Source organism: Nonomuraea sp. NPDC005650 (assembly GCF_040605375.1).
GTDB lineage: Bacteria > Actinomycetota > Actinomycetes > Streptosporangiales > Streptosporangiaceae > Nonomuraea.
Genome location: NZ_JBEXCR010000049.1, coordinates 64,652 through 85,820 on the forward strand (window position 1 = coordinate 64,652; position 21,169 = coordinate 85,820).

At 69.6% G+C, this 21,169-nt stretch carries 20 protein-coding genes; 15 read left to right on the forward strand and 5 right to left on the reverse strand.

The window, feature by feature from the left end:
- Positions 1 to 70: 70 nt before the first annotated feature.
- Positions 71 to 1,216 carry an acyl-CoA dehydrogenase family protein gene (locus ABZS69_RS54295; RefSeq protein ID WP_355389020.1) on the reverse strand — a complete coding sequence of 382 codons (1,146 nt, stop codon included), beginning with the start codon at positions 1,214 to 1,216 and terminating at the stop codon, positions 71 to 73.
- 178 nt (positions 1,217 to 1,394) lie between these two features.
- On the opposite strand from ABZS69_RS54295, the gene ABZS69_RS54300 reads away from it, so the two are divergent.
- From ABZS69_RS54300 to ABZS69_RS54325, 6 genes are all read left to right on the forward strand, one after another.
- Positions 1,395 to 2,738 (forward strand): hypothetical protein, encoded by a 1,344-nt coding sequence (locus ABZS69_RS54300; protein WP_355389022.1) that lies wholly within the window; start codon positions 1,395 to 1,397, stop codon positions 2,736 to 2,738.
- On the forward strand, positions 2,738 to 3,511 hold the full coding sequence (locus ABZS69_RS54305) for a class F sortase (protein WP_355389024.1): 774 nt from the start codon (positions 2,738 to 2,740) through the stop codon (positions 3,509 to 3,511). Before ABZS69_RS54300 ends, ABZS69_RS54305 begins: the two co-directional genes overlap by 1 nt.
- Positions 3,512 to 3,687: 176 nt before the next feature.
- Positions 3,688 to 4,932, forward strand: a complete 1,245-nt coding sequence (locus tag ABZS69_RS54310; RefSeq protein WP_355389026.1) for a hypothetical protein — start codon at positions 3,688 to 3,690, stop codon at positions 4,930 to 4,932.
- 5 nt (positions 4,933 to 4,937) lie between these two features.
- Positions 4,938 to 5,708 (forward strand): class F sortase, encoded by a 771-nt coding sequence (locus ABZS69_RS54315; protein ID WP_355389028.1) that lies wholly within the window; start codon positions 4,938 to 4,940, stop codon positions 5,706 to 5,708.
- Positions 5,709 to 5,736: 28 nt separating this feature from the next.
- The gene (locus ABZS69_RS54320) at positions 5,737 to 6,396 is read left to right on the forward strand and encodes a hypothetical protein (protein ID WP_355389030.1); all 660 of its coding nucleotides are present in this window, start codon (positions 5,737 to 5,739) and stop codon (positions 6,394 to 6,396) included.
- Between the two features lie 62 nt (positions 6,397 to 6,458).
- Positions 6,459 to 7,604: an acetyl-CoA C-acetyltransferase gene (locus ABZS69_RS54325; RefSeq protein ID WP_355389031.1), complete on the forward strand. Its 1,146-nt coding sequence runs from the start codon at positions 6,459 to 6,461 to the stop codon at positions 7,602 to 7,604.
- A 371-nt stretch (positions 7,605 to 7,975) separates the two neighbouring features.
- On the opposite strand, the gene ABZS69_RS54330 is transcribed toward ABZS69_RS54325, so the two are convergent.
- Positions 7,976 to 9,379 (reverse strand): serine hydrolase domain-containing protein, encoded by a 1,404-nt coding sequence (locus ABZS69_RS54330; protein ID WP_355389033.1) that lies wholly within the window; start codon positions 9,377 to 9,379, stop codon positions 7,976 to 7,978.
- A 71-nt stretch (positions 9,380 to 9,450) separates the two neighbouring features.
- On the reverse strand, positions 9,451 to 9,906 hold the full coding sequence (locus ABZS69_RS54335; RefSeq protein ID WP_355389035.1) for an Lrp/AsnC family transcriptional regulator: 456 nt from the start codon (positions 9,904 to 9,906) through the stop codon (positions 9,451 to 9,453).
- A gap of 81 nt (positions 9,907 to 9,987) precedes the next feature.
- Here ABZS69_RS54335 and ABZS69_RS54340 point away from each other — a divergent pair, with 81 nt between their 5' ends.
- The 5 genes from ABZS69_RS54340 (at position 9,988) to ABZS69_RS54360 (ending at position 16,465) form a co-directional block, all read left to right on the forward strand.
- A complete protein-coding gene (locus tag ABZS69_RS54340; protein WP_355389036.1) occupies positions 9,988 to 11,217 on the forward strand; it encodes an amino acid permease in 1,230 nt (409 codons plus the stop codon).
- 66 nt (positions 11,218 to 11,283) lie between these two features.
- Positions 11,284 to 13,155: an acyl-CoA dehydrogenase family protein gene (locus ABZS69_RS54345; protein ID WP_355389038.1), complete on the forward strand. Its 1,872-nt coding sequence runs from the start codon at positions 11,284 to 11,286 to the stop codon at positions 13,153 to 13,155.
- Between the two features lie 206 nt (positions 13,156 to 13,361).
- On the forward strand, positions 13,362 to 14,630 hold the full coding sequence (locus ABZS69_RS54350; protein WP_355389089.1) for an extracellular solute-binding protein: 1,269 nt from the start codon (positions 13,362 to 13,364) through the stop codon (positions 14,628 to 14,630).
- Positions 14,631 to 14,696: 66 nt separating this feature from the next.
- A complete protein-coding gene (locus ABZS69_RS54355; protein WP_355389040.1) occupies positions 14,697 to 15,581 on the forward strand; it encodes a sugar ABC transporter permease in 885 nt (294 codons plus the stop codon).
- Entirely contained in the window at positions 15,581 to 16,465 is an 885-nt protein-coding gene (locus ABZS69_RS54360) for a carbohydrate ABC transporter permease (RefSeq protein WP_355389042.1), read from the forward strand. The genes ABZS69_RS54355 and ABZS69_RS54360 overlap by 1 nt, the downstream gene beginning before the upstream one ends.
- Before the next feature lie 3 nt (positions 16,466 to 16,468).
- On the opposite strand, the gene ABZS69_RS54365 is transcribed toward ABZS69_RS54360, so the two are convergent.
- A complete protein-coding gene (locus ABZS69_RS54365; RefSeq protein WP_355389044.1) occupies positions 16,469 to 17,209 on the reverse strand; it encodes a methyltransferase domain-containing protein in 741 nt (246 codons plus the stop codon).
- Positions 17,210 to 17,336: 127 nt separating this feature from the next.
- Here ABZS69_RS54365 and ABZS69_RS54370 point away from each other — a divergent pair, with 127 nt between their 5' ends.
- Both ABZS69_RS54370 and ABZS69_RS54375 read left to right on the forward strand, forming a co-directional pair.
- Complete coding sequence (locus ABZS69_RS54370) at positions 17,337 to 17,876, forward strand: RNA polymerase sigma factor (RefSeq protein WP_355389046.1); 540 nt, start codon at positions 17,337 to 17,339, stop codon at positions 17,874 to 17,876.
- Entirely contained in the window at positions 17,863 to 18,636 is a 774-nt protein-coding gene (locus tag ABZS69_RS54375) for a hypothetical protein (RefSeq protein ID WP_355389048.1), read from the forward strand. The genes ABZS69_RS54370 and ABZS69_RS54375 overlap by 14 nt, the downstream gene beginning before the upstream one ends.
- On the opposite strand, the gene ABZS69_RS54380 is transcribed toward ABZS69_RS54375, so the two are convergent.
- On the reverse strand, positions 18,622 to 19,674 hold the full coding sequence (locus tag ABZS69_RS54380) for an adenosine deaminase (protein ID WP_355389050.1): 1,053 nt from the start codon (positions 19,672 to 19,674) through the stop codon (positions 18,622 to 18,624). The genes ABZS69_RS54375 and ABZS69_RS54380 overlap by 15 nt on opposite strands.
- A 69-nt stretch (positions 19,675 to 19,743) precedes the next feature.
- Between ABZS69_RS54380 and ABZS69_RS54385 the strand changes: the two genes are divergently transcribed.
- Both ABZS69_RS54385 and ABZS69_RS54390 read left to right on the forward strand, forming a co-directional pair.
- Complete coding sequence (locus tag ABZS69_RS54385) at positions 19,744 to 20,244, forward strand: SigE family RNA polymerase sigma factor (RefSeq protein ID WP_355389052.1); 501 nt, start codon at positions 19,744 to 19,746, stop codon at positions 20,242 to 20,244.
- Complete coding sequence (locus ABZS69_RS54390; protein ID WP_355389054.1) at positions 20,241 to 21,134, forward strand: PASTA domain-containing protein; 894 nt, start codon at positions 20,241 to 20,243, stop codon at positions 21,132 to 21,134. Before ABZS69_RS54385 ends, ABZS69_RS54390 begins: the two co-directional genes overlap by 4 nt.
- Positions 21,135 to 21,169 lie beyond the last annotated feature (35 nt).

The window sequence follows — 21,169 nt, forward strand, 5'->3', positions numbered from 1 at the left end:
CCGCGCGGTCGGAATCCGAAAGGCCACCCTCCCGCGCGGTCGGAATCCGAAAGACCACCCTCCCGCGCGGTCAGAACCCGAAGGACCGTCCGATGATCTCCTTCATGATCTCGGTGGTGCCGCCGTAGATCGTCTGGACCCGGCTGTCGAGCCACGCCTTGGCGACCGGGTACTCCAACATGTAGCCGTACCCGCCGTGAAGCTGGAGGCAGCGGTCGATGACCTTGGTCTGCAGCTCGGTGGTCCACCACTTGGCCTTGGCCGCGTCCACCGCGTCGAGCTGCCCGGCGTTGAGCGCCAGGATGCACTTGTCCACGTAGTGGCGGGCGATCTCGGTCTCGGTGGCCAGCTCCGCGAGCACGAACCGGGTGTTCTGGAACGAGCCGATGCTCCGCCCGAAGGCCTGCCGGGTCTTGCAGTACTCGATGGTCTCCGCCAGCACGGCCTCCGCCGCGGCCACCGCCGCCACGGCGATCGACAGGCGCTCCTGCGGGAGGTTGTGCATGAGCTGGAAGAAGCCCTCGCCGTCGCGCGGGCCCAGGCGGTTGGCGACGGGCACGCGTACGTTCTCGAAGAACAGCTCGGCCGTGTCCTGCGCCTTCATCCCGATCTTCTCGAGATTGCGTCCCCGCTCGAACCCCTCCATGCCGCGCTCGACCACGATCAGCGTGGTCCCCCTGGCGCCCGCGTCGGGGTCGGTCTTGGCCACGACCACGACCAGGTCGGCGTTGATCCCGTTCGTGATGAACGTCTTCTGCCCGTTCACCAGGTAGTGGTCGCCCTCGCGGATGGCCGTGGTCCTGATGCCCTGCAGGTCGCTGCCGGCCCCCGGCTCGCTCATCGCGATCGCGGTGATCAGCTCCCCGCTCGCGAAGCCGGGCAGCCACCGCCGCTTCTGCCCGTCGTCCGTCAGATCCACGAAGTACGGCGCCATGACGTCGTTGTGCAGCGAGAACCCGAGCCCGCTGGCCCCGTTCCCGATGATCTCCTCGACGATCACGGCGTTGTACCGGAAGTCCCTGACCCCCGCCCCGCCGTACTCCTCCGGCACCGAGAACCCGAACATCCCGAGCTCCCCGGCCTTCTTCCAGACCTCACGCGGGACGATGCCGTCCTTCTCCCACTGAGCGTGGTGCGGCACGACCTCTCGGGCCATGAACTCGCGCACGGTCTCGCGGAAGAGCAGGTGCTCCTCGTCGAAGAGGTCTCGCCGCATGGGTCCTCCCGAATAGAGTTCTGTTACTCGCAGGTATACCCCTTTTCCCAGTGCGGCGGGTACCTGTGGACACGGCTTCATCACAAGTGCTGGACGTTGTCCCGATCGGCATGTGTCGCGGGTGTTTTCGACTCTAAGATCTACCCTCGGTCTATTTGTGGCGTGATCGGAGTCTCCTGTGGATCGATGGCGCAAGGTGTTGATCGCCGCATCGGCGGGCATGGTCGCGTCGGCGGCGTTCGTCGCCACATCCTCGATCCCGGGCCAGGCCGCGGCCTCGCTGGTGGCCAAGTACAGGTGTACGGGTGGCATCGCCGGCGCGAGCGTGGACCTCGAGGCTCGCGTGACTCCCCAGGTTGAGGCGGGCACCATGAACATCCGCTGGGACATGTCGTACAAGAGCCTGCAAAAGTTCGGGTCGCCCGGATTCTTCCCCGAGGGGTCCTCCCTGGACCTGGAGGGTGTCGTGGACATCAGCGGCGCCTGGATCGGCCAGCTCCGGCCCAGGGGCGGCAAGGAGCAGGGCGAGCTGCTGCCGGGTAACTACCTGGAGCTTCCCGAGGGGTTATCGGACAGCGCGTCTCTCACGCGCACCGGAACCATCCGCTTCAAGCCCACCACGCTGACCGTCAGATTCACGCCCGCCGAGGGCGAGGTGAAGGTCAACAACAACAGGAAGATCACCTACACGGGCTCCTGGGCTCACGAGTACACCGCGCCGGAATACTCCGACTTCCTCAACGACGTGCAGAAGACCAGCGAAAAGGATGCCACGGCCAAGCTGGAGTTCATCGGCACGAAGGTGGCCTACATCGGCCGGCGGGCGCCGGGCCTCGGGCCGATCCGGGTGATCCTCGACGGGCAGACCGTCACCGATCCCCTGGTCGAGCCGGGTCTGGACCGTAGCGGGAACGCTATGACGGGCACCGAGAGCCAGGAGGTCCTTTGGGAGTCCCCGCAGCTTGACTACGGGAGGCACACCATCGAGATCGTCAACACCGAGGCCAAGGACGCCTACGTGGACGCCTTCCAGGTGATCACCGGCGACATCCCCGAGCCGCCGACCCACAACCAGGCCACCTGCACGCTCCAGAACGACCCCGGTGAGATCGACGTCACCGTCTCCGGCCCCTCCGGCACGCAGACGCCGACCGTCACCCCCACCGTCACCCCCACCGTCACCCCCACCAGAAGTCCGACGACGAGCCCGACCTCGACGCCCACCGGGACCCAGACCACCCCGAACAACAACAGCGGCAACGACAACGGCCTCGGGCGGGTGATCGTGGTTCCCAATGCCACCGGCACCAGCTCGGCCACGCCCAAGGCCACCGGGCCGACCGCGACCAAGTACTACAGGGCGCAGGTGGCCAACACCCCCAAGGGCGGTGTGGACACCGGTGAGGCGCCGGAGCGCGAGGACGGGCCGTACGGGCTGATGGCCGCACTGGTGATCGGCGGCGCGGGCGGCGGGTTGCTGCTGCGCAGACGCAGGGCCGCGCACTCGGGAGGGGCGCACTGATGACCGAGCAGACACCGATGCAGCGGGCACTGCCCGGATTGCTGATCGCCGGCTCGCTGGGCGGCGTCGGCCTGGTCATGGTGAGCATGCTCTCGCTGTGGCCCACCCCGGACGAGGGCTCGGGCTCGCTGGCGGCGGCGCAGGACCAGCCGACGCAGGTGGAGGTGGCGAACGCGGGCGCGTTCGTCCTCCCGCCCACCGTGGGCCCCGGCGGCAAGGGCGTCCCCCTGACCCAGGCCCGCCTGGACGCGCCGGCCCCGCTCCCGGCGGTCCCGGCCGTGTCCCCGATCCCCTCGGCCAAGACCAAGTCCACCCGGGCCAGGCCGGTCCGCGTCAAGATCCCCAAGATCAAGGTGAACGCGCCCATCGGGGCCGTCACCGTGGACAGCAAGGGCAAGCTGAGCACCCCGCCCCTGACCAAGCCCAACCAGACGGGCTGGTACAAGGGTTCGCCGGTGCCCGGCGAGCTCGGCCCCTCGGTCATCAACGGCCACGTGAGCACCCGCAAGGGCCCGGCCGTCTTCGACCGCCTCCGCGAGCTGGCCAAGGGCGACCAGATCTACGTGTACCGGTCGGACGGGAAGGTCACGCGGTTCACGGTGAGCGGGATCGAGCAGGCGAGCAAGTCGACGTTCCCGACGTCTCGGGTGTACGGGAACACGAGCAACGCCCAGTTGAGGCTGATCACGTGTGGTGGGGTCTTCAACAAGACGGCGCACAGTTACACGGACAACATCGTCGTGTACGCAACGTTGTCGAAGAAGAAAGGCTAGGGTTTTGGCGGTTTACGGGAACTTGACAGGGACAGTTCGTAGGATCTCAACCTAACCGTGACCAATGGCTGGAATTCTGGCACGACTGTTGAACACTGGCTTTGAACGGAGATGGACCCGTGCTTATGTCCCAGGCGTGGCGCCGCCTCGCCCGTAAGACGTCGGCCGTGGGGCTCGTGAGCACACTCGTCCTCTTTGTCGGTTCGGCATTAGCCCTGTCGTCCCCGGCTCAGGCCGCCGCTGTCGACCCGCTGAAAGTTACATACAAGTGCACAGGCGGCTATCTGGCCGCCGAGTCGGTGCAGCTGACGGTCACCGCTCCCACCTCGGTGGAGCCCTCCAAAGCGGCGTCGATCAAGTGGACCTTCCCCGCGATGACGGCGACGAGGGCGATCACCGCCCAGGCGTCCGTCACGACCAGCGGCGGCGACCTCACGGTGACGGGAGGCACGCCGACGCCGCTGAAGGGCAGCGGTAGCGGCACGGTGACGACCGCCGTCCAGGCCAACGGGTCATACACGCCGCCGGAGATGACAGGCTCGGTCAACGTGACTGCCACCACTGGCGGCAATCTGGTCCTGGCTCCGGTGACGACCGCCAGCACGACCGTGCTGACCATCACCGTGGCCGGCGAGGCAACCACCTGCACCTATGTGTCGGCGACGCCCACGAGCATCTCGGTCCCCGTCCAGACCGGCGGTGGCGGTGGCGGGACCGAGGACGTCGTCGCCTATGACTGTGACCTCGCCAGCGGCGGCGGTGACGCCGACTACCCGGCCGACGTCGACATCAAGGTCGTCATGACGCCGCCCACCACCGCTACCGCCAACGCCGACGCCACGATCACCTGGACCGGCACCATCCAGTCCGGCAGCGACCAGCTGAAGGCCCCCACCGGCTTCCCCACCACCAGCCCCAAGATGTTCGTCACCGTCAAGGCGAGCGGCGCCGGAGCCCCCTCCACCGCCACCGGGGAGGCGACGCTCGGCACCGTCACCATCGGCCAGAACATCACGCTGCCCACCAGCGTCTCCATCAAGGTCAAGCCCACCAGCACGGGCACGGTGTCCCTGACCGCCGGCGATCTGGCCTTCGGCACCTCGGCGTCCTCGCCCACGATCAAGTGCCTGGCCCCCACGACCGGCCTCAAGGCGTACACCTTCCAGGTGAGCAGCGCATCCAGCACCCCGTCCTCCACCCCCACGAGCTCCACCCCCAAGCCCACCAAGACCAGCACCGCGACGGTGACCGTCACGCCCTCCAGCAAGAAGTCGAAGACCCCCAAGGCCGGGGCCGACACCGGTGCCGGCGGCGAGGCGGGACCCGACGGGCGGATGTTCATCCTGACCGGCACCGCGCTGGTGGGGGCCGCGGCCGTCGGCGGGCTCTTCATGCGGCGGCGTAACGCCACCAGGGGCTGACGGACATGTCGGGGCACTATCCGTACGGCGGCGGCGGGCAGCAGCTGCCGCCGCCCGCGGACAAGGGGAGCGCGGCGCTCAGGATCGTGCTCATCGTGGCGGCCATCGCCGGCGTCGTGACCGTCGTGGCCGGGCTGCTGATCGTGCTCAGGTCCCCCGAGGAGTACGGGCTCGCGAGCAACAACCGCGACACCCTGAAGCTGCAGGCGCAGCCGGACGGGAAGGCCACCGGGCAGCCCGAGCAGGCGCTCTTCCAGGCGGCTCCCGACGTGCCGCCGCCGCTGCCGCAGATCAACCCCGCGCCCCCCATGATGCCGTCCACGCCCAAGCGGATCGTGATCAAGAGGCTCGGGATCAACGCGCCGATCACGTCCGTCGGGCTGAAGAAGGACGGGACGATCGAGGTTCCTCCGTCGGAGAACCCCAACCTGGCCGGGTGGTACCGGAACATGTCCACCCCGGGTGAGGCGGGGCCGGCCGTGATCCTCGGGCACAAGGACACCCGGACGCGCAGCGCCGTGTTCAGCAGGTTGCCCGAGCTCAAGAACGGCGACACCATCGAGGTCCAGCGCCAGGACAGGACGACCGCGGTGTTCACGGTCGGCGGCATCGAGCAGGCGAGCAAGAAGACGTTCCCGACCCAGCGGGTCTACGGGCCCCAGGAGAACGCCCAACTTCACCTGATCACCTGCGGCGGGGCCTACGATCGCACTATCGGCCACTACGACGACAACGTCATCGTCTACGCGACGATGACGAGCTCCTATCGAAGCTGAACGGCGCGGAGGCGGGCTTATGGGCTGGATGGCGAAGCGGAGACTGCGTACTGGCCCGACGGCGGCCCTTCCGGCCAAGCCGGATCCGGCCGAGTTGTTGCGCATCGTACAGCTCGCGGACCCCGGCGCGAAGAAGGACGGCGACGACATCGTGGCCACCGACGTGCGGGTGCACGCGCCCGTGGAGGCCGAGCCCGAGCTGACCGGTGGCGAGCTGGAGAAGGTGTGGGCGGTCAGGGTGGCCGCCGAGGGGCCGCTGCCGCTGAACTTCTTCGACCGCTACCTCGCCGAGGGCCTGGCCTTCCGGCTCAAGGGGCTCGCGGTGTGCCGGGGCGAGGTGAGCGATCCCGCCGACGACGAGGAGGGCGGGCCCGCCGTCATCCTCCCGTCGCGGCCGACCGCCGAGGAGCTGGCGCCGCTGCTGGAGCAGGACGAGGAGGACGAGTTCGCCTTCACGGCCGGTGACATCCGGGCCGTGCTCGTCCCCCAGAAGGGGCAGCCGCCGGCCGTGCAGGAGCTCCTGCCCTTCGCCGTCGAGCTGACCGCGATCGAGTTGCGCGGTGACGAGCCCGCCAAGCTCGGCGAGCTCGCCCTGGAGCTGGCCGAGTCGCTGAACGGGCTGGTCGTGGACCGCTGGCGGTTCCGGGTGGACGCGGCGGAGGACCTGGTTCCGCCCGCACGTGAGTAGAACGTCATTCTGTTGTAGTCTGCCCCTAGTAACCGAATAATGCTCGGTTTCCAGGAGGCACTGTGGCAGAGGCGTACATCGTCGGGGCGGTCCGCACCCCGGTCGGCAAGAAGAAGGGCGGCCTTTCCACCGTCCACCCCACTGACCTGGCCGCGCACACGCTGAAGGCGCTGATCGACCGCACCGGCGTCGACCCCGCGGCGGTCGAGGACGTCATCATGGGGTGCGTCATGCAGTTCGGCCCCCAGAGCATGGACATCGCGCGGAACGCCTGGTTGTCGGCGGGCCTGCCGGAGACCACCGCCGGCGTCACGATCGACCGGCAGTGCGGCTCCTCGCAGCAGTCGATCCACTTCGCCGCCCAGGGCGTGCTGTCCGGCACCCAGGACCTGGTCGTGGCCGCCGGCGTGGAGTCGATGAGCGTCGTGCCGATGGGCTCGTCGATCACGGCTGCGCTGGAGAAGGGCATGCCTTTCCCGTTCGGCGACAAGTGGGTCGAACGGTACGGCAAGCAGGAGATCTCGCAGTTCCGCGGCGCGGAGCTGATGTGCGAGAAGTGGGGCTACACGAGGGAGACGCTGGAGCGGTTCGCGCTGGAGTCCCACCAGCGCGCCGCCAAGGCCATCGCGAACGGCTACTTCAAGGACCAGATCGCCCCCGTCAACGGCGTCGAGGACGACGAGGGCCCGCGGCCCGACTCGACGCTGGAGAAGATGGCCACGCTCAAGACGCTGAAGGAGGGCGGCCAGATCACCGCCGCCACCTCCTCGCAGATCTCCGACGGCTCCGGCGCGCTGCTGATCGCCTCCGAGCAGGCGGTCAGGGACCACGGCCTGACGCCGCGGGCTCGCATCCACCAGCTCGCCCTCATGGGCGACGACCCCGTCTACATGCTGACCGCGCCCATCCCCGCCACGCGGCGGGCGCTGGAGAAGGCCGGCATGTCGATCGACGACATCGACGTGGTGGAGATCAACGAGGCGTTCGCGCCGGTGCCGCTGGCCTGGACGCACGAGCTCGGCGCCGACCCGGCCAAGGTCAACCCGAACGGCGGGGCCATCGCGCTGGGCCACCCGCTCGGCGGCACGGGCGCGATCCTGATGACCAAGCTCCTGCACGAGCTCGAGCGCACGGGCGGCCGCTACGGGCTGCAGACGATGTGCGAGGGCGGCGGCCAGGCCAACGTCACCATCATCGAGCGCCTCTGAAAGGCATGAAAGGCGCGGGCGCCGCCTCCTGGCGTACGGTGGAGGCGGCGCCCGCCTAACTACCCATCCTGAGTAGTTGTCTAGCGGCCCTTCGGCGGGATGCGCCGGGGCGGCATGATCGGCCGTTGCGGCATCTTGGGCATCGGCCGCGTCACGGGCAATCCGGGAAGGTTCTTTTTCCTGGATGAACGGACTCGCATAGGGAAGCTCCTTTACACAGACTCACGACGCGGCTCATCGAGGCCGGTCTGCAAGCTCAGCTGCCGCGTCTGGACGGTTGACGGGCGGTCTCGCTGCCGAGCAGCGGCGAATCACAGGTAAAGGCGCATGTCCATGACAGTAGGGGCCGGCCGCGAGCCCGTGCAACCGAATTAACGCCGGGCCGCCGCCAGCGCCCGGATCCGGGCCGCCGCCACCGCCGCCCCCGACAGGGCGGCCACCAGCACCGTGATCGACAGGGGCGCGGCGAAGTAGGTGAGCTGGGCCCAGGTCACCGTCCGCCCGTTCATGAGGAACGAGATCAGGTCCGGATAGGCCGCCAGCACGGCCACGGGCAGCAGCACGGGCACCAGCCGCCACCAGTGCCGCCACCAGGCCGGCCCGCCCGCGCGCCGGGCGGCCCAGCGCCGCGAGCGCAGCACGCCCATGACGCCGAGGCCGGCCGCGACCGCCGCCAGCGCGCCCAGCACCAGCTCGAACAGCTGCCGGTCGCCTCCGGGCACCTCAGGGGCCCGGCCCTCGCTCATGGCGGTCAGCCCTTCCATGACGGTGTACGTCTCGTCGGTCAGCGCCGCCCCGTTCGTCATGACGGCGAAGCCGTACCCGGTCTTGGGGGAGATCGCCTCGACGGCGTTGTACGTGAACAGGTTCCCCGAGTGCACGAGTTGCCCGGTTTCGCGCTCGACGCCCCAGCCCATGCCGTAGTCGCGGATCCTGGTGGGCGTGTGCATGAGGTCCAGGCTCTCCCGCTTGACCAGCGGGCGGCCGTCGCCCGACTGCGCGATCAGCCACCTGCCCATGTCGGCGGCCGTGGTGACGACCCCGCCCGAGCCGCTGTCGTTGAGGAAGCCGGGCAGCTCGGGGCGCGGTAGCCAGGCGCCGAAGATCGAGTTGTAGCCGTCGGCCGGCCTGACGACCTGGTCGCTGACGGCACTGGACTTCATGCCGAGCGGCCCGAACACCCGATCCCGCAGGTAGTCGTCGAACCGCTGCCCTGAAGCCACCTCCACCAGCCGGGCGGCCAGGTCGTAGTTGACGTTGCAGTACTCCCACCGGGTGCCGGGGGCGGCGCGGAGCCCGGAGCCGGACAGCCGGGAGGTGTAGTCGGCGAGCGAGGTGGCCTCCTCCACGGCCGCGATGTCGACCGTCGTGTCCGACAGGCCGGAGGTCTGGTTCAGCAGCTGCCGTACGGTGATCGCGGCCGCGCGCGGATCCGCCATCCTGAACCCCGGCAGCTGCGCGGCCACCGGCTCGTCCAGCTTGATCTTGCCCCGCTCCACGAGCGTCATCACGGCCGTCGCGGTGAACGACTTGCTGACCGAGGCCACGCGCATCGGGGTGTTCTCGGTCACGGCCCGCCCCTCGGAGTCGTGCCCGTAGCCGGCCGCGTGCACGACCTCGCCGTTGTGCGTCACGACCACGGACATGCCGGGCAACCCGGTGGACTCCATGGCCTGCCGGAGATAGGCGTCGATGGACTGGGACGTCGGCTGCGGGGCGAGGGCGAGGGTCAGCGCCGTCGAGAGGCCGATCAGGAGGGACTTCACTGCTATCACGGGGAGAAAATCTAGGAAGTCACCCCCGCCTTCCGGATCGGCCGACCGTCCAGTACCACCCCTGACGAAAGTCAGGTCAGGCGCTCCGGGACGGTGTTGTGCACCTGCTGGAAGATCACCGACGTGCGGAAGCCGACGATCTCCTTGCGCTTGCTCAGCCGGTCGAGCAGGAACGAGTGCAGGTGGTCCAGGTCCGGCACCGCCACATGCAGGAGGAAGTCGTCCCCGCCCGCCAGCACGAACACGCTGAGCACCTCCGGCATCGCCGCCGCCGACGACTTGAACGCGTTGATCACCGGCCTGCTCAGCGGGCGCACCTGGACCGACACCATGGCCTGCACGCTCCGGTTGAGCGCGGCCGGGTCGATGTCGGCGTGGTAGCCGCGGATGACGCCGCGCCGGGTGAGCGACCTGACCCGCTCCAGGCAGGTCGAGGGCGCGACGCCGAGCTGCCGGGCCAGCTCGCGGTTGGACTGCCGCGCATCCGTTTGGAGCAGCCGCACGATTTCCGCATCAAGTTCGTCCATGTGTGGATGTTCTCACGAAGTTCCGGCCATTCGTTCGGCCAGCATGGGTTAGGGCCGAATGAGTGCACTAGTTTCAGCGGCATGACGGAACATCGCATAGGCGCAGGACACGGCACGGCCCTGCTGGTGGGAGCGGTCCTGGGGCCGGGGATGCTGGTGCTGCCGCACCTCGCCGCCGCTGCCGCGGGGCCCGCGTCCGTGCTGGCCTGGGCCGGGCTGCTCGCGCTGAGCGTCCCCGTCGCGCTGACCTTCGCCGCGCTCGGCACCAGATACCCCGACGGCGGGGGAGTGGCGAGCGTCGCCGGGCTCGCGTTCGGGAGGCAGGCCGCCGCCGTGGTCGGCTGGTGGTTCTACGGCGCCGTCCCCATCGGCACCGTGGCGGGCGCGCTGGTCGGCGGCCGGTACGTCGAGGCCACGCTGGGCATGGACGCCACCCTGGCCGCCGGCCTGATCCTGGGAGCCGCCTTCGCCGCCAACGCCGCCGGCCTGCGCACCTCGGGGCGGCTGCAGATCGGCTTCGTCGTCCTGCTCGTCGCGCTGCTGGCCACGGCCGTGGTCACCGCCGCGCCGCATGCCGATCCGGGAAACTTCGTCCCCTTCGCCCCGTACGGTGCCGCGGGCGTGGCGGACGCGGCCGGCGTGCTCCTGTTCGCCTTCGTCGGCTGGGAGGCGGCCGGCCACCTGTCGGCCGAGTTCGCCGGCAAGGGGGCCGTCCTGGTCAGGGCCACCGCGGTGACGCTCGTCGTGGTCGGGATCCTGTACGTGGGCGTGTCGGTCACCTCCGTCGGCGTGCTCGGCCCTGGCATGACCGGCGTGCCGCTCACCGCCATGCTGGAGACCGGCCTCGGCCCGGCCGCCCGGCCGGTCACCGGGGTGGTGGCCGTGCTGCTGACCTTCGGGGCGGTCAACACCTACCTGGCCGGGGCCTCCCGGCTGGGCGCGGCCATGGCCAGGGACGGGGCGCTGCCGGGCTGGTTCGCCAAGGGCGGGGCGCCGGGTGAGACGCCGTACCGGAGCCTGGGGCTGCTCGCCGTGCTCAGCGTGCCCGTGCTGGTGTGGGCGGTGGACCTGGACCTGCTCATGCGGGCCACCTCGGCGTGCCTGGCCGCCGTCACGGCGGCCGGGGTGGTGGCGGCCGTGCGGATGCTGCCCGCGGGGCGGCACCGGAACACGGCCGTGGTCGGCGCCGGGCTGTCGTTCGTGGCGCTGGCGTTCTGCGGCGGCTACCTCGTGGTGCCGGCCGTGCTCGCCCTGGTGGCGATCGGGGCTCTGACCGCGAATGCTCGCCGTTCGTACAAAATCCAGCTATAAACGGCGCATGGCGCCGTCAGGCGGGCAGTACTCCTAGCACAGAACGGCGCATCGTCGGGAGGTGCTATGACCGAGCACGCCAAGTACGCGGAATCCAGGGAGGTCGGCGAGCAGGCCCGCGAGAAGGAGTGGACGCGGCCCAGCTTCGCCAAGCAACTCTTCCTCGGCGACTTCCGGCTGGATCTGGTGTACCCCGTGCCGGCGCTGTCCGACGAGGCGACCAAGCGAGGTGAGGAGTTCGTCAGGGCGGTGCGGCGCTACCTCGACGCCCATGTCGACCCCGCGCTCATCGAGCGGACCGCGCAGGTGCCCGACGAGGTGGTCAAGGGGCTCGCGGGGCTCGGGGCCTTCGGCATCACGATCGGCGAGGAGTACGGCGGGCTCGGGCTGCCCTACCTGTACTACTGCCGCACGCTCATACTCGTCGGCTCGTACTGCCCGGCGCTGGCCACGCTGCTGTCGGCGCACCAGTCGATCGGGGTGCCGCAGCCGCTCAAGCTGTTCGGCACCGAAGAGCAGAAGCGGGAGTTCCTGCCGAGGTGCGCGGCGGGCGAGATCTCCGCGTTCCTGCTGACCGAGCCCGACGTCGGCTCCGACCCGGCACGGCTGTCCACGACCGCCGTCCGCGACGGCGACGACTACGTGCTCGACGGCGTCAAGCTGTGGACGACCAACGGCGTCGTCGCCGACCTCCTGGTGGTCATGGCCAGGACCGGCAAGAAGATCAGCGCGTTCGTGGTCGAGGCGGACTCTCCCGGCATCACGGTCAAGCGACGCAACGGCTTCATGGGACTGCGCGGCATCGAGAACGGGGTCACCGAGTTCTCCCAGGTCAGGGTGCCGGCCAAGAACCTGATCGGGCGCGAGGGGCAGGGCCTGAAGATCGCCCTGACCACGCTGAACACCGGCCGCCTGTCACTGCCGGCCACCTGCGCGGGCAACGCCAAGTGGGCCGTCAAGATCGCCCGCGAGTGGGGCAACGAGCGCGTGCAGTGGGGGCGCAAGGTCGGGCAGCACGAGGCCGTGGCCACGAAGATCGCGTTCATCGCCGCGACCGCGTACGCGCTCGAAGCCCTCTGCGAGCTCACCAGCCGCCTGGCCGACGACCAGCGCAACGACATCAGGATCGAGGCGGCGCTGGCCAAGCTGTACGCGTCGGAGCTGTCGTACCAGGCGCTCGACGAACTGGTCCAGATCAGGGGAGGGCGCGGCTACGAGACCGCCGAGTCGCTGGTGGCGCGCGGCGAGCGCGGCGTGCCCGCCGAGCAGATGCTGCGCGACTCCCGCATCAACCGCATCTTCGAGGGCTCCTCGGAGATCATGCGCCTGATGATCACCCGGGAGGCGGTGGACGCGCACCTGTCGGCCGCCGGCGAGCTGATCAACCCGGAGGCCTCCCGCCAGGAGCGCGCCCAGGCCCTGCGCCGGGCCAGTCGCTTCTACGCCAAGTGGCTGCCCACGCTGGTGGCCGGCACCGGCAACCTGCCCACGTCGTACGGCGACTTCGGCCCGCTGGCCGCGCACCTGCGCTTCGTGGAGCGGACCAGCCGCAAGCTGGCGCGGTCCACCTTCTACGGCATGTCCCGGTGGCAGGGCCGGCTGGAGCACAAGCAGTCGTTCCTCGGCAGGCTCGTGGACATCGGGGCCGAGCTGTTCGCCATGACCGCCGTGTGCGTCAAGGCCGAGGAGGACTCCAGGGACCTCGGGCGCCGCCCGTACGAGCTCGCCGACACCTTCTGCCACCAGGCACGACGCCGCGTCGACGCGCTGTTCGACCGGCTCTGGGACAACAGCGACGCCGGTGACGTGCGGCTGGCCGGCTACGTGCTCGACGGCCGCTACGAGTTCGTCGAGGAGGGCATCCTCGACCCCTCCATCGAGGGGCCGTGGATCGGCACGCCGCAGGGCGGGGAGAGCGTCCGGAGAAAAATCCTCTGACGCCCGGTCTAGACCGGTTGTGAGGGTTTGACGCCCTGGACGTTTTCAAACTGATACGAGCCGGTATAGACCGGCTCGCTAATCCAGGCTTACGCTTGCGCAAACGCGTCGAGCTGTACGCTCACGTGCCCCATCCCCCAGGACGGGGTCCGTCAGCTGGTACGGACCAGCACCCGTCCGACGAGAAGGCGGTATCTCCAGTGAACATGAAGCTTGTGGGCGGCGCCGCTCTCGGCCTTGCCACGATGCTGGTCCTGTCCAGCTGCGGCTCCGGCGGTTCCGGCGGCGGCGGAGGCAACACGCAGGCGTCGGGCGGCGGGCCGGTCACCCTGAAGATGGTCGCCGCCGACTACGGCGACGGCCCCGGCAAGCCGAACTCAGGCGAGACGTTCTGGAAGGGCGTCGTGGACGAGTTCCAGGCGGCCAACCCGAACATCAAGGTCGAGGTCCAGGTCATCAACTGGAACGACATCGACAAGCAGGTCGCCACCATGGTCCAGAACGGCCAGGTGCCCGACATCCTGCAGACCGGCGACTACTCCGGCTTCGTCAAGGACGGGCTGCTCTACAAGGTGGACGAGGTGCTGTCGCCGAACGTCTCGGGCGACATGCTGCAGAAGTTCGCCGAGTTCGGCAAGGTCGACGGCACCGCGTACGGCATCCCGTTCGTCTCCTCCGCGCGGGCGCTGTTCTACAACAAGGACCTGTTCCAGAAGGCCGGCATCGCCGAGCCGCCGAAGACGTGGGACGAGCTGAAGGCCGATGCCGAGAAGCTGAAGAAGGCCGGCGTCACGCAGCCGTTCGGCCTGCCTCTCGGCCAGGAGGAGGCCCAGGGCGAGTCGTTCCTGTGGATGCTGGGCAACGGCGGCGGCTACAAGGACGCCTCCGGTAAGTGGGCGATCAACTCGCCGCAGAACGTCGAGACGTTCACGTACATGAAGGGCCTGGTCGACGCGGGCCTGACCACCCCCAACCCGGGCACCAAGGACCGTAAGACGGTCTGGGAGGACTTCGGCGCGGGCAAGGTCGGCATGGTCAACGGCGGCCCCATGTCCATCCCGATCTTCGACGCGGCCGGGCTGAAGAACTACGGCGTCGCGCCGATCCCCGGCAAGAGCGGCCCGCTCGACACCACGCTCGGCGTCATGGACTGGATCATGGCGTTCAACAAGAACGGCCACGCCGCCGAGATCAAGAAGTTCTTCGACTTCTTCTACACCGGCAGCGCCGCCCAGAAGATCTCCGACACGTACAAGCTGCTGCCCGTCACCAACGGCGGCATCCAGAAGCTGTCGAGTGACGAGAAGCTCAAGCCGTTCCTCGACGCGCTGCCCAACGCCAGCTTCTACCCGTTCCAGGACCCCAAGTGGGCCGAGGTGAACCCGGCGATCAAGCAGACCATCGGCGGGGCCGTCAAGGACGACCCGGCCAAGGTCCTCGGTGAGCTGCAGAAGACCGCCGAAGCGGCCGGCTGATCCGTCGGGGGCCCGTGCGGCCGGCGCTCTCACCGGGGCCGGCCGCACCGTCTTGGAAGGTTGCTCATGAGAAGGTTGCGCGCCCTGGAACCCCTCGCGTGGGTCGGGCCCGCCGTGGTGCTCATCGCGCTGGTCGTGCTCTGGCCCGTGATCGAGATGATCAGATCGTCGTTCCTCAAGATCAGCCGGTTCGGCGTGGTCCAGGGGGGCAACGGCTTCGCGAACTACGACAAGCTGTTCGCCGAGAAGGACTTCGGCGACATCATGGTCCGCAGCGTGATCTGGGTGGTCGCGGTCGTCGCGCTCACCGTGCTGATCTCGCTGGCCCTCGCCCAGCTGTTCAACCAGAGCTTCCCGCTGCGCAAGGCGGCCCGGTGGGCGCTGATCGCGCCGTGGGCCGCGTCGGTGCTGATGACGGCGATCATCTTCAAGTGGATGCTCGACCCCGAGGTCGGCGTGATCAACCAGATCCGGCTGAAACTGGGGCTGATCGACGCGATGGGCGGGGCCTCGGCCGACCAGCTCGGCGACGCCTCCACGGCGATGCCGTGGCTGGTGTTCGTGGCGGTCTTCGTGTCGGTGCCGTTCACCACGTACGCGCTGCTGGCCGGGCTGGCGACGATCCCCGCCGACGTCTACGAGGCGGCCACGATGGACGGAGCCGGACGGTTCCGGACGTACTGGTCGATCACGCTGCCGCTGCTGCGCCCCGCGCTCACCGTCGCGGCGCTGATCAACGTCATGAACGTCTTCAACAGCTTCCCGATCATCTGGGCCATGACGCACGGCCAGCCGGGCTACTCCACGGCCACCTCGACGATCCTCATGTTCATCCTCAAGGGCTCGAACATCGGAGAGTCGGCGGCCATGTCCGTCGTCAACTTCGGCATGGTGATCATCCTGACCATGATCTTCCTCAGGGTCTCCCGCTGGAACAAGGAGGTGGCGTGATGGCCGTCAACACCCTGCCGTCACAGGCCACCAGGCCGCGTCAGCACGTCAGGCCGCCGGCGCGGCGCAGGATGCCGCGCCTCAAGACCGTGCTCGTCGCGGCCGCCGCGTACGTCATCTCGTTCGTCTTCCTGTTCCCGTACGTGGTGATGCTGCTCACCTCGCTGCGCTCACAGGAGTCCCTGCGTGAGGTGTCGTTCTGGCCGAAGGAGTGGGTGTGGTCGAACCTCGCCAACTTCTGGACCAGCGGCCTGGCCGGCAACCTGTGGGTGACGCTCAAGGTCGCCGGCGGCTCGACCGTGCTGGTGCTCCTGGTGGCGCTGCCCGCCGCGTACTACTCGGCCAGGCACAACTTCAGGGGCCGCACGGCGTTCCTGATCCTCGTGCTGATCACCCAGATGTTCCAGCCCACGGCCATGCTGGTCGGCATCTACCGCGAGTTCTTCCAGTTCGGGCTGGTGGACTCGATCTGGTCGCTGATCCTCGTCAACGGCGGGTTCAACCTGGCGTTCGCGGTGTGGATCCTGAACGCGTACTTCGCCTCGATCCCGCGCGAGCTGGAGGAGGCCGCGTTCATCGACGGGAACGGCCGCTTCGGCGCGCTGTTCAGGATCACGCTGCCGCTGGCCATGCCCGGCGTCATCACGGCCTTGATCTTCACCTTCATCGCCGCGTGGAACGAGTTCGTGGTCGCCCTGACCCTGACCACGACCCCGGAGAACCAGCCGCTCACGGTGGCACTCAACTCGTTCATCGGTCAGTACCAGGTGGACTGGCAGAACCTGTTCGCCGGGTCCGTGATCGCCACCATCCCGGTGATCATCCTCTTCGCGCTGATCGAGCGGAAGGTGGTGGGCGGCCTCACGGCCGGGTCGATCAAGTAGCCCTTACGCCTTGGGGCTGGGCACCCGTGCCACGCAGAAGACCGTCTGGCCGAACGGTGGCCTGATGAACCGCTCGATGAAGCGGGTCGTCGGGACCACCGTACGGTCGTAGATCTTGACCAGGCGCGGGTCGGGGTAGCCGACGCCGCCCCGGCGCACGGCGGCCCACCAGGCGATGCCGCCCAGGAAGTTGATCGGCTTGAGCACCTCGACGTCCAGGCCCGCCTTGGCGACCGCCGCGCCGAGCGTCTTGGGCGTGTAGCGCTGGACGTGGCCCACCTTGCGGTCGAAGTCCCCGTAGAGCTGCATGTAGCCGGGCACCCAGATGATGATCCGCCCGCCCGGCAGCGTGACCCTGGCCAGCGAGCGCAGCGCCCCGGCGTCGTCCTCGATGTGCTCCAGGACGTTCATCATGACGACGGTGTCGACCTTGTCCTGGAGCGGGATGTCGGTCGGCAGCCCGAACTGCAGGACGTCGATCTCGTCGCGGTCCGCGAACCGCTTTTCGAGCTGCTCGACGCAGTAGGGGTCGAAGTCGCTCACGACCAGCCGGTCGAGGCGCGGCAGGAACTGCTCGGCGAAGTGGCCGAGGCCCGAGCCGATCTCCAGCATCGAACGGCCGACATGCGGGGCGACCATGTCGAACTCGTACTGCCGATAGTTCTTGGCCTCGTCCCCACCCAGGTGGTTCTCCAGGGCCTCGTCACCGGCCGCCGGTTGCACTACACGGTCATACCCAGACATAGTCCCGTTCCTTCTCGGGGGGCTCATGGATTGCCCGAGTCTAGTGCCCCGATCAACGGTGACGTTCACCCGATACGCGAAAGACCCTTCCCCGGGGCACCTCGGATGGGGTGGAATCTGACTCGCCATGGACGACGACGAGGCGATCGAGCGCTCGCTCGCGGGAGACCAGGCGGCCTATGAGGTGCTGGTCGCCCGTTACAGCGCGCTCGCTCACCGTACCGCTTTCATGCTGGGGGCGGGGGACGAGGCCGAGGACGTGGTGCAGGAGGCGTTCGTCAAGGCGTACCGGCACCTGCCCGGCTTCCGCAGGGACGCGCCGTTCCGGCCGTGGCTGCTGCGGATCGTGGCCAACGAGACCCACAACCTGACCCGGTCCCGGGGGCGCCGCTCCGAGCTGGCCTTACGGCTGAGCGTCACGGCGTCCGTGGCCGCGCCCGACGACCCCGAGGGCACCGCGGTCGCCACCGACCGGCGCTCCCGCCTGCTGGAGGCGGTACGCCGGCTGCCCGAGCGGGAACGTCAGGCCGTCGTCTGCCGGTATTTCTTACAGCTGACCGAGGCGGAGACGGCGCAGGTGCTCGACTGGCCCGTGGGCACCGTCAAGTCCAGCACGCATCGGGGGCTGGCCCGGCTGAGGGAGGAGGTGGGCAATGAACTCGCGTGAGCCTTTCGACGACCTGGAGTCCGAACTGCTGGCGCTCGGCGACCTCATCGACGTCCCCAGCCCGCCGCCCGCGGACGTCGCCGCCGCCGTACGCGCCCGCATCGAGCCTGCTCCGGGCGAGGCGCCCGGCCCCGTCAGCACTCCAGAACGGCCGCACACCCCGGCGCGGCGCCGCCGGCGGGCGAGGTGGAAGGTCGTCACGGCCGTCGTCCTCGTCGTCATCGCGATCACGGCCGCGACCCCCCAGGGACGGGCGGCGGTGGTGCGGATCCTGCGGTTCGCCGGGATCGAGCTCCGCATCGGCGACACACCGCCGAAGGTCGTCACCGCCGTCACGCCCCTGCCGTACGAGCACCCCGTGGACGCGGACGCTCTCAAGGCCGAGGTGAAGTTCCAGGTCAGGACGCCGAAGGCGCTCGGCGAGCCCGAGCGCGTCACGGTCGCCGACCGGGGCCGGGTCGTGTCGATGTTCTGGCCGGGCGGCGTCCGGCTCGACCAGTTCGACGGCGGCCTCGACCCGGCGTTCTTCAAGAAGCTCGGCCCGCCCTGGCCCGACTACACCAAGGTCGGGCCCTACCAGGCGTGGTGGATCAAGGGGGCGCACCCCCTCGGCTACCTCAACCGCCAGGACGGCACCGAGATCCCGCTGCGCCAGGCGGGCCCCACCCTCATCTGGCAGCAGGACACGCTGAACTACCGCCTGGAAGGCGTCAAGACCCGGGAAGAGGCCGTCCGCATCGCCACGTCACTCGGGGGATGAGATCGCCGCGTCATTCGGGGAGGGCGAGCTGGTCAGCCACTCGTCCACGCCCGCGAGCAGCTCCTTGCGCACCGGCTCCGGGGCCGCGGAGGACCGTAGGGACTGGCGGGCCAGCTCGGCCAGCTCCGCGTCGCTGAAGCCGTAGACCTCCCTGGCCAGCTCGTACTGGCGCAGCAGCCGCGCGCCGAACAGCAGCGGGTCGTCGGAGCCCAGCGCGATCGGCACCCCCGCGTCGAACAGCCGTCGCAGGGGCACGTCGGCGGCCCGCTCGGCCACCCCCAGCCCCACGTTGGAGGTGGGGCAGATCTCGCAGCAGATCTGCCGGTCGGCCAGCCGGTGCATCAGCCGCTCGTCCTCCGCCGCCCGCACCCCGTGCCCGACCCGGTCGGCGTCCAGGTCGTCCACGCACTGCGACACGCTCCGCGGGCCCAGCAGCTCGCCCCCGTGCGGCACGGACAGCAGCCCGCCCCGCTTGGCGATCCTGAACGCCCGCTCGAAGTCCCTCGCCTCGCCCCGCCGCTCGTCGTTGGACAGCCCGAACCCCACCACGCCCTTGCCGGCGTACTGGGTGGCGAGCCTGGCCAGCGTGTTCGCGTCGAGCGGGTGGCGCGTCCTGTTGGCCGCCACGACCACCGCGATCCCGATCCCCGCGTGCTCGGCGGCCAGGCGGGCCGCGTCCAGCGTCAGCTCCAGCGTCGCCGTCAGCCCGCCGAACCGCTGCGCGTAACCCGACGGGTCCACCTGGATCTCCAGCCACCGCGACCCGGCCGCCGCCTCGTCCTCGGCCGTCTCGCGCAGCAGCCGGTAGACGTACTCGGGACGGGTCAGGACGGACCTGGCGATGTCGTACAGCCGCTGGAACCTGAACCACCCGCGCTCGTCGGTGGCCCGCAGCTTGGGCGGCCAGTCCTGCTCCAGCGCGTCCGGCAGGTGCAGCCCCTGCTCCCTGGCCAGCTCGATAAGCGTGGAATGCCGCATCGATCCGGTGAAATGCAGGTGCAGATGTGCCTTGGGCAGCGTGTTCAGGGGCCTTGCCATTTGCATATCTTGCCACTCAACCCCGGGACCGCTTCGCGCGTTGGGGAGGGCGAAAGGGGACCCTCGCTCATGACAGATGACGATGAAGCGGCCTTCGACGAGTTCCTGGCCGCCCGCAGCACCTCGCTGCTGCGCACCGCGATCCTGGTCTGCGGCGCGACCGTGCACGACGCCGAGGACCTGGTGCAGCACGCGTTGGAGAAGGTCTACCGGCACTGGGCGCGGATCAGGCGCGACAACCCCGAGGCGTACGCGCGCAAGGTCGTCGTGAACGCGGCGATCAGCAAGGCGCGGCGACGCAAGATCGTGCAGGAGATCACCTTCGCCCGGCCGCCCGAGACGGCCGCCGACTCGCCCGACCTCGACCTGCGCGACGCGCTCATCAGGGAGCTGCGCAGGCTGCCGCCCAGGATGCGGGCCGTGCTCGTCCTGCGCTACTGGGAGGACCAGACGGAACACGACACGGCCGCCCTGCTCGGCTGCTCGGTCGGGACGGTGAAGAGCCAGGCGGCGCGGGGGCTCGCCAGGATCCGCGAAAACATGACTCTCGCAGAGGAAGTGACCAGATGACGATCGAGGACGAGCTCACGGACGCCATGGCGGCACACGTCGCCGGCGTGCAGGCCCCGCCGGACCTGGGCGGGTCCGTACGGCGCCGCAACCGCTCCCGCGTGCTCCGGTTTCGCGTGGCGGGCGCGGCGCTCGTCACGGCGGCCGTGGCGGTGGCCGTGCCCGTGGCGCTGAACTCCGGGGAACCCGCCGGCGGGAACGCCGCGAGCGGCCAGAACCGGGCAGTGATGCAGGAGGACGTGACCGTGCCCGACGTGACGGGCAAGACCGCCACCGAGGCGACCGAAACCCTGCGCGCGGCCGGACTGCTGGCCGGCCTGGCGGCGACGGAGGCGCGGAACGACCGGGTGGCAGGTCAGAAGCCCGCGGCCGGGCAGCAGGTCGCGCCCGGCAGCCAGGTCGAGCTCACCCTGGAGCCGCCGCCGGCCACCATGCCGCAGGACCTGGGCGATCTGGGCGACGGGCGGGAGTTCGGCGGCATCCGCCTCGATTACCTGCCGGATGGGCTCGAATGGGGCAAGTGGTCGGGCAAGGACGGGTTCGGCAAGCGCAGCTACACCACCACCTTCGACAAGCCGGGCAATGAGCCGGGGCACTACTCCGTACAGGTGATCGTGTTCGAGGACGCGGCCGCCAAGAGCGCCGTCGCCCGCTTCCCCAAGGACGGCGCCGAGGTCGTGGACCTCGGCGGCGGCCTGAAGGCGCGCCTGGCGACGCTCGGCGAGGGCGGCGAGATCGTGCCGGACGGCGCGGACGGCACGCTCACGATCGCCTGGAAGCTGCGCGACGGGCTCGCGGTCGAGGTGTGCCTCAGCCCCGACTACGTCAAGGACGTGGACGGCCCCGCCGAGGCGAAGAAGATCGCGGAGGGCATCCGCGCGACCGGCTGAACGCGCGGTACGGATGAGGCCGAACGGGGGATCAA

Bases quoted from the DNA above. Each gene is read 5' to 3' on its own strand.
- ABZS69_RS54355 (WP_355389040.1), top strand. From the start codon at position 14,697: ATGAGAAGGTTGCGCGCCCTGGAACCCCTCGCGTGGGTCGGGCCCGCC.
- ABZS69_RS54360 (WP_355389042.1), top strand. From the start codon at position 15,581: ATGGCCGTCAACACCCTGCCGTCACAGGCCACCAGGCCGCGTCAGCAC.
- ABZS69_RS54305 (WP_355389024.1), top strand. From the start codon at position 2,738: ATGACCGAGCAGACACCGATGCAGCGGGCACTGCCCGGATTGCTGATC.
- ABZS69_RS54345 (WP_355389038.1), top strand. From the start codon at position 11,284: ATGACCGAGCACGCCAAGTACGCGGAATCCAGGGAGGTCGGCGAGCAG.
- ABZS69_RS54295 (WP_355389020.1), bottom strand. From the start codon at position 1,216: ATGCGGCGAGACCTCTTCGACGAGGAGCACCTGCTCTTCCGCGAGACC.
- ABZS69_RS54350 (WP_355389089.1), top strand. From the start codon at position 13,362: ATGAAGCTTGTGGGCGGCGCCGCTCTCGGCCTTGCCACGATGCTGGTC.
- ABZS69_RS54380 (WP_355389050.1), bottom strand. From the start codon at position 19,674: ATGGCAAGGCCCCTGAACACGCTGCCCAAGGCACATCTGCACCTGCAT.
- ABZS69_RS54335 (WP_355389035.1), bottom strand. From the start codon at position 9,906: ATGGACGAACTTGATGCGGAAATCGTGCGGCTGCTCCAAACGGATGCG.
- ABZS69_RS54320 (WP_355389030.1), top strand. From the start codon at position 5,737: ATGGCGAAGCGGAGACTGCGTACTGGCCCGACGGCGGCCCTTCCGGCC.
- ABZS69_RS54315 (WP_355389028.1), top strand. From the start codon at position 4,938: ATGTCGGGGCACTATCCGTACGGCGGCGGCGGGCAGCAGCTGCCGCCG.
- ABZS69_RS54390 (WP_355389054.1), top strand. From the start codon at position 20,241: ATGACGATCGAGGACGAGCTCACGGACGCCATGGCGGCACACGTCGCC.
- ABZS69_RS54385 (WP_355389052.1), top strand. From the start codon at position 19,744: ATGACAGATGACGATGAAGCGGCCTTCGACGAGTTCCTGGCCGCCCGC.
- ABZS69_RS54375 (WP_355389048.1), top strand. From the start codon at position 17,863: ATGAACTCGCGTGAGCCTTTCGACGACCTGGAGTCCGAACTGCTGGCG.
- ABZS69_RS54370 (WP_355389046.1), top strand. From the start codon at position 17,337: ATGGACGACGACGAGGCGATCGAGCGCTCGCTCGCGGGAGACCAGGCG.
- ABZS69_RS54365 (WP_355389044.1), bottom strand. From the start codon at position 17,209: ATGTCTGGGTATGACCGTGTAGTGCAACCGGCGGCCGGTGACGAGGCC.
- ABZS69_RS54340 (WP_355389036.1), top strand. From the start codon at position 9,988: ATGACGGAACATCGCATAGGCGCAGGACACGGCACGGCCCTGCTGGTG.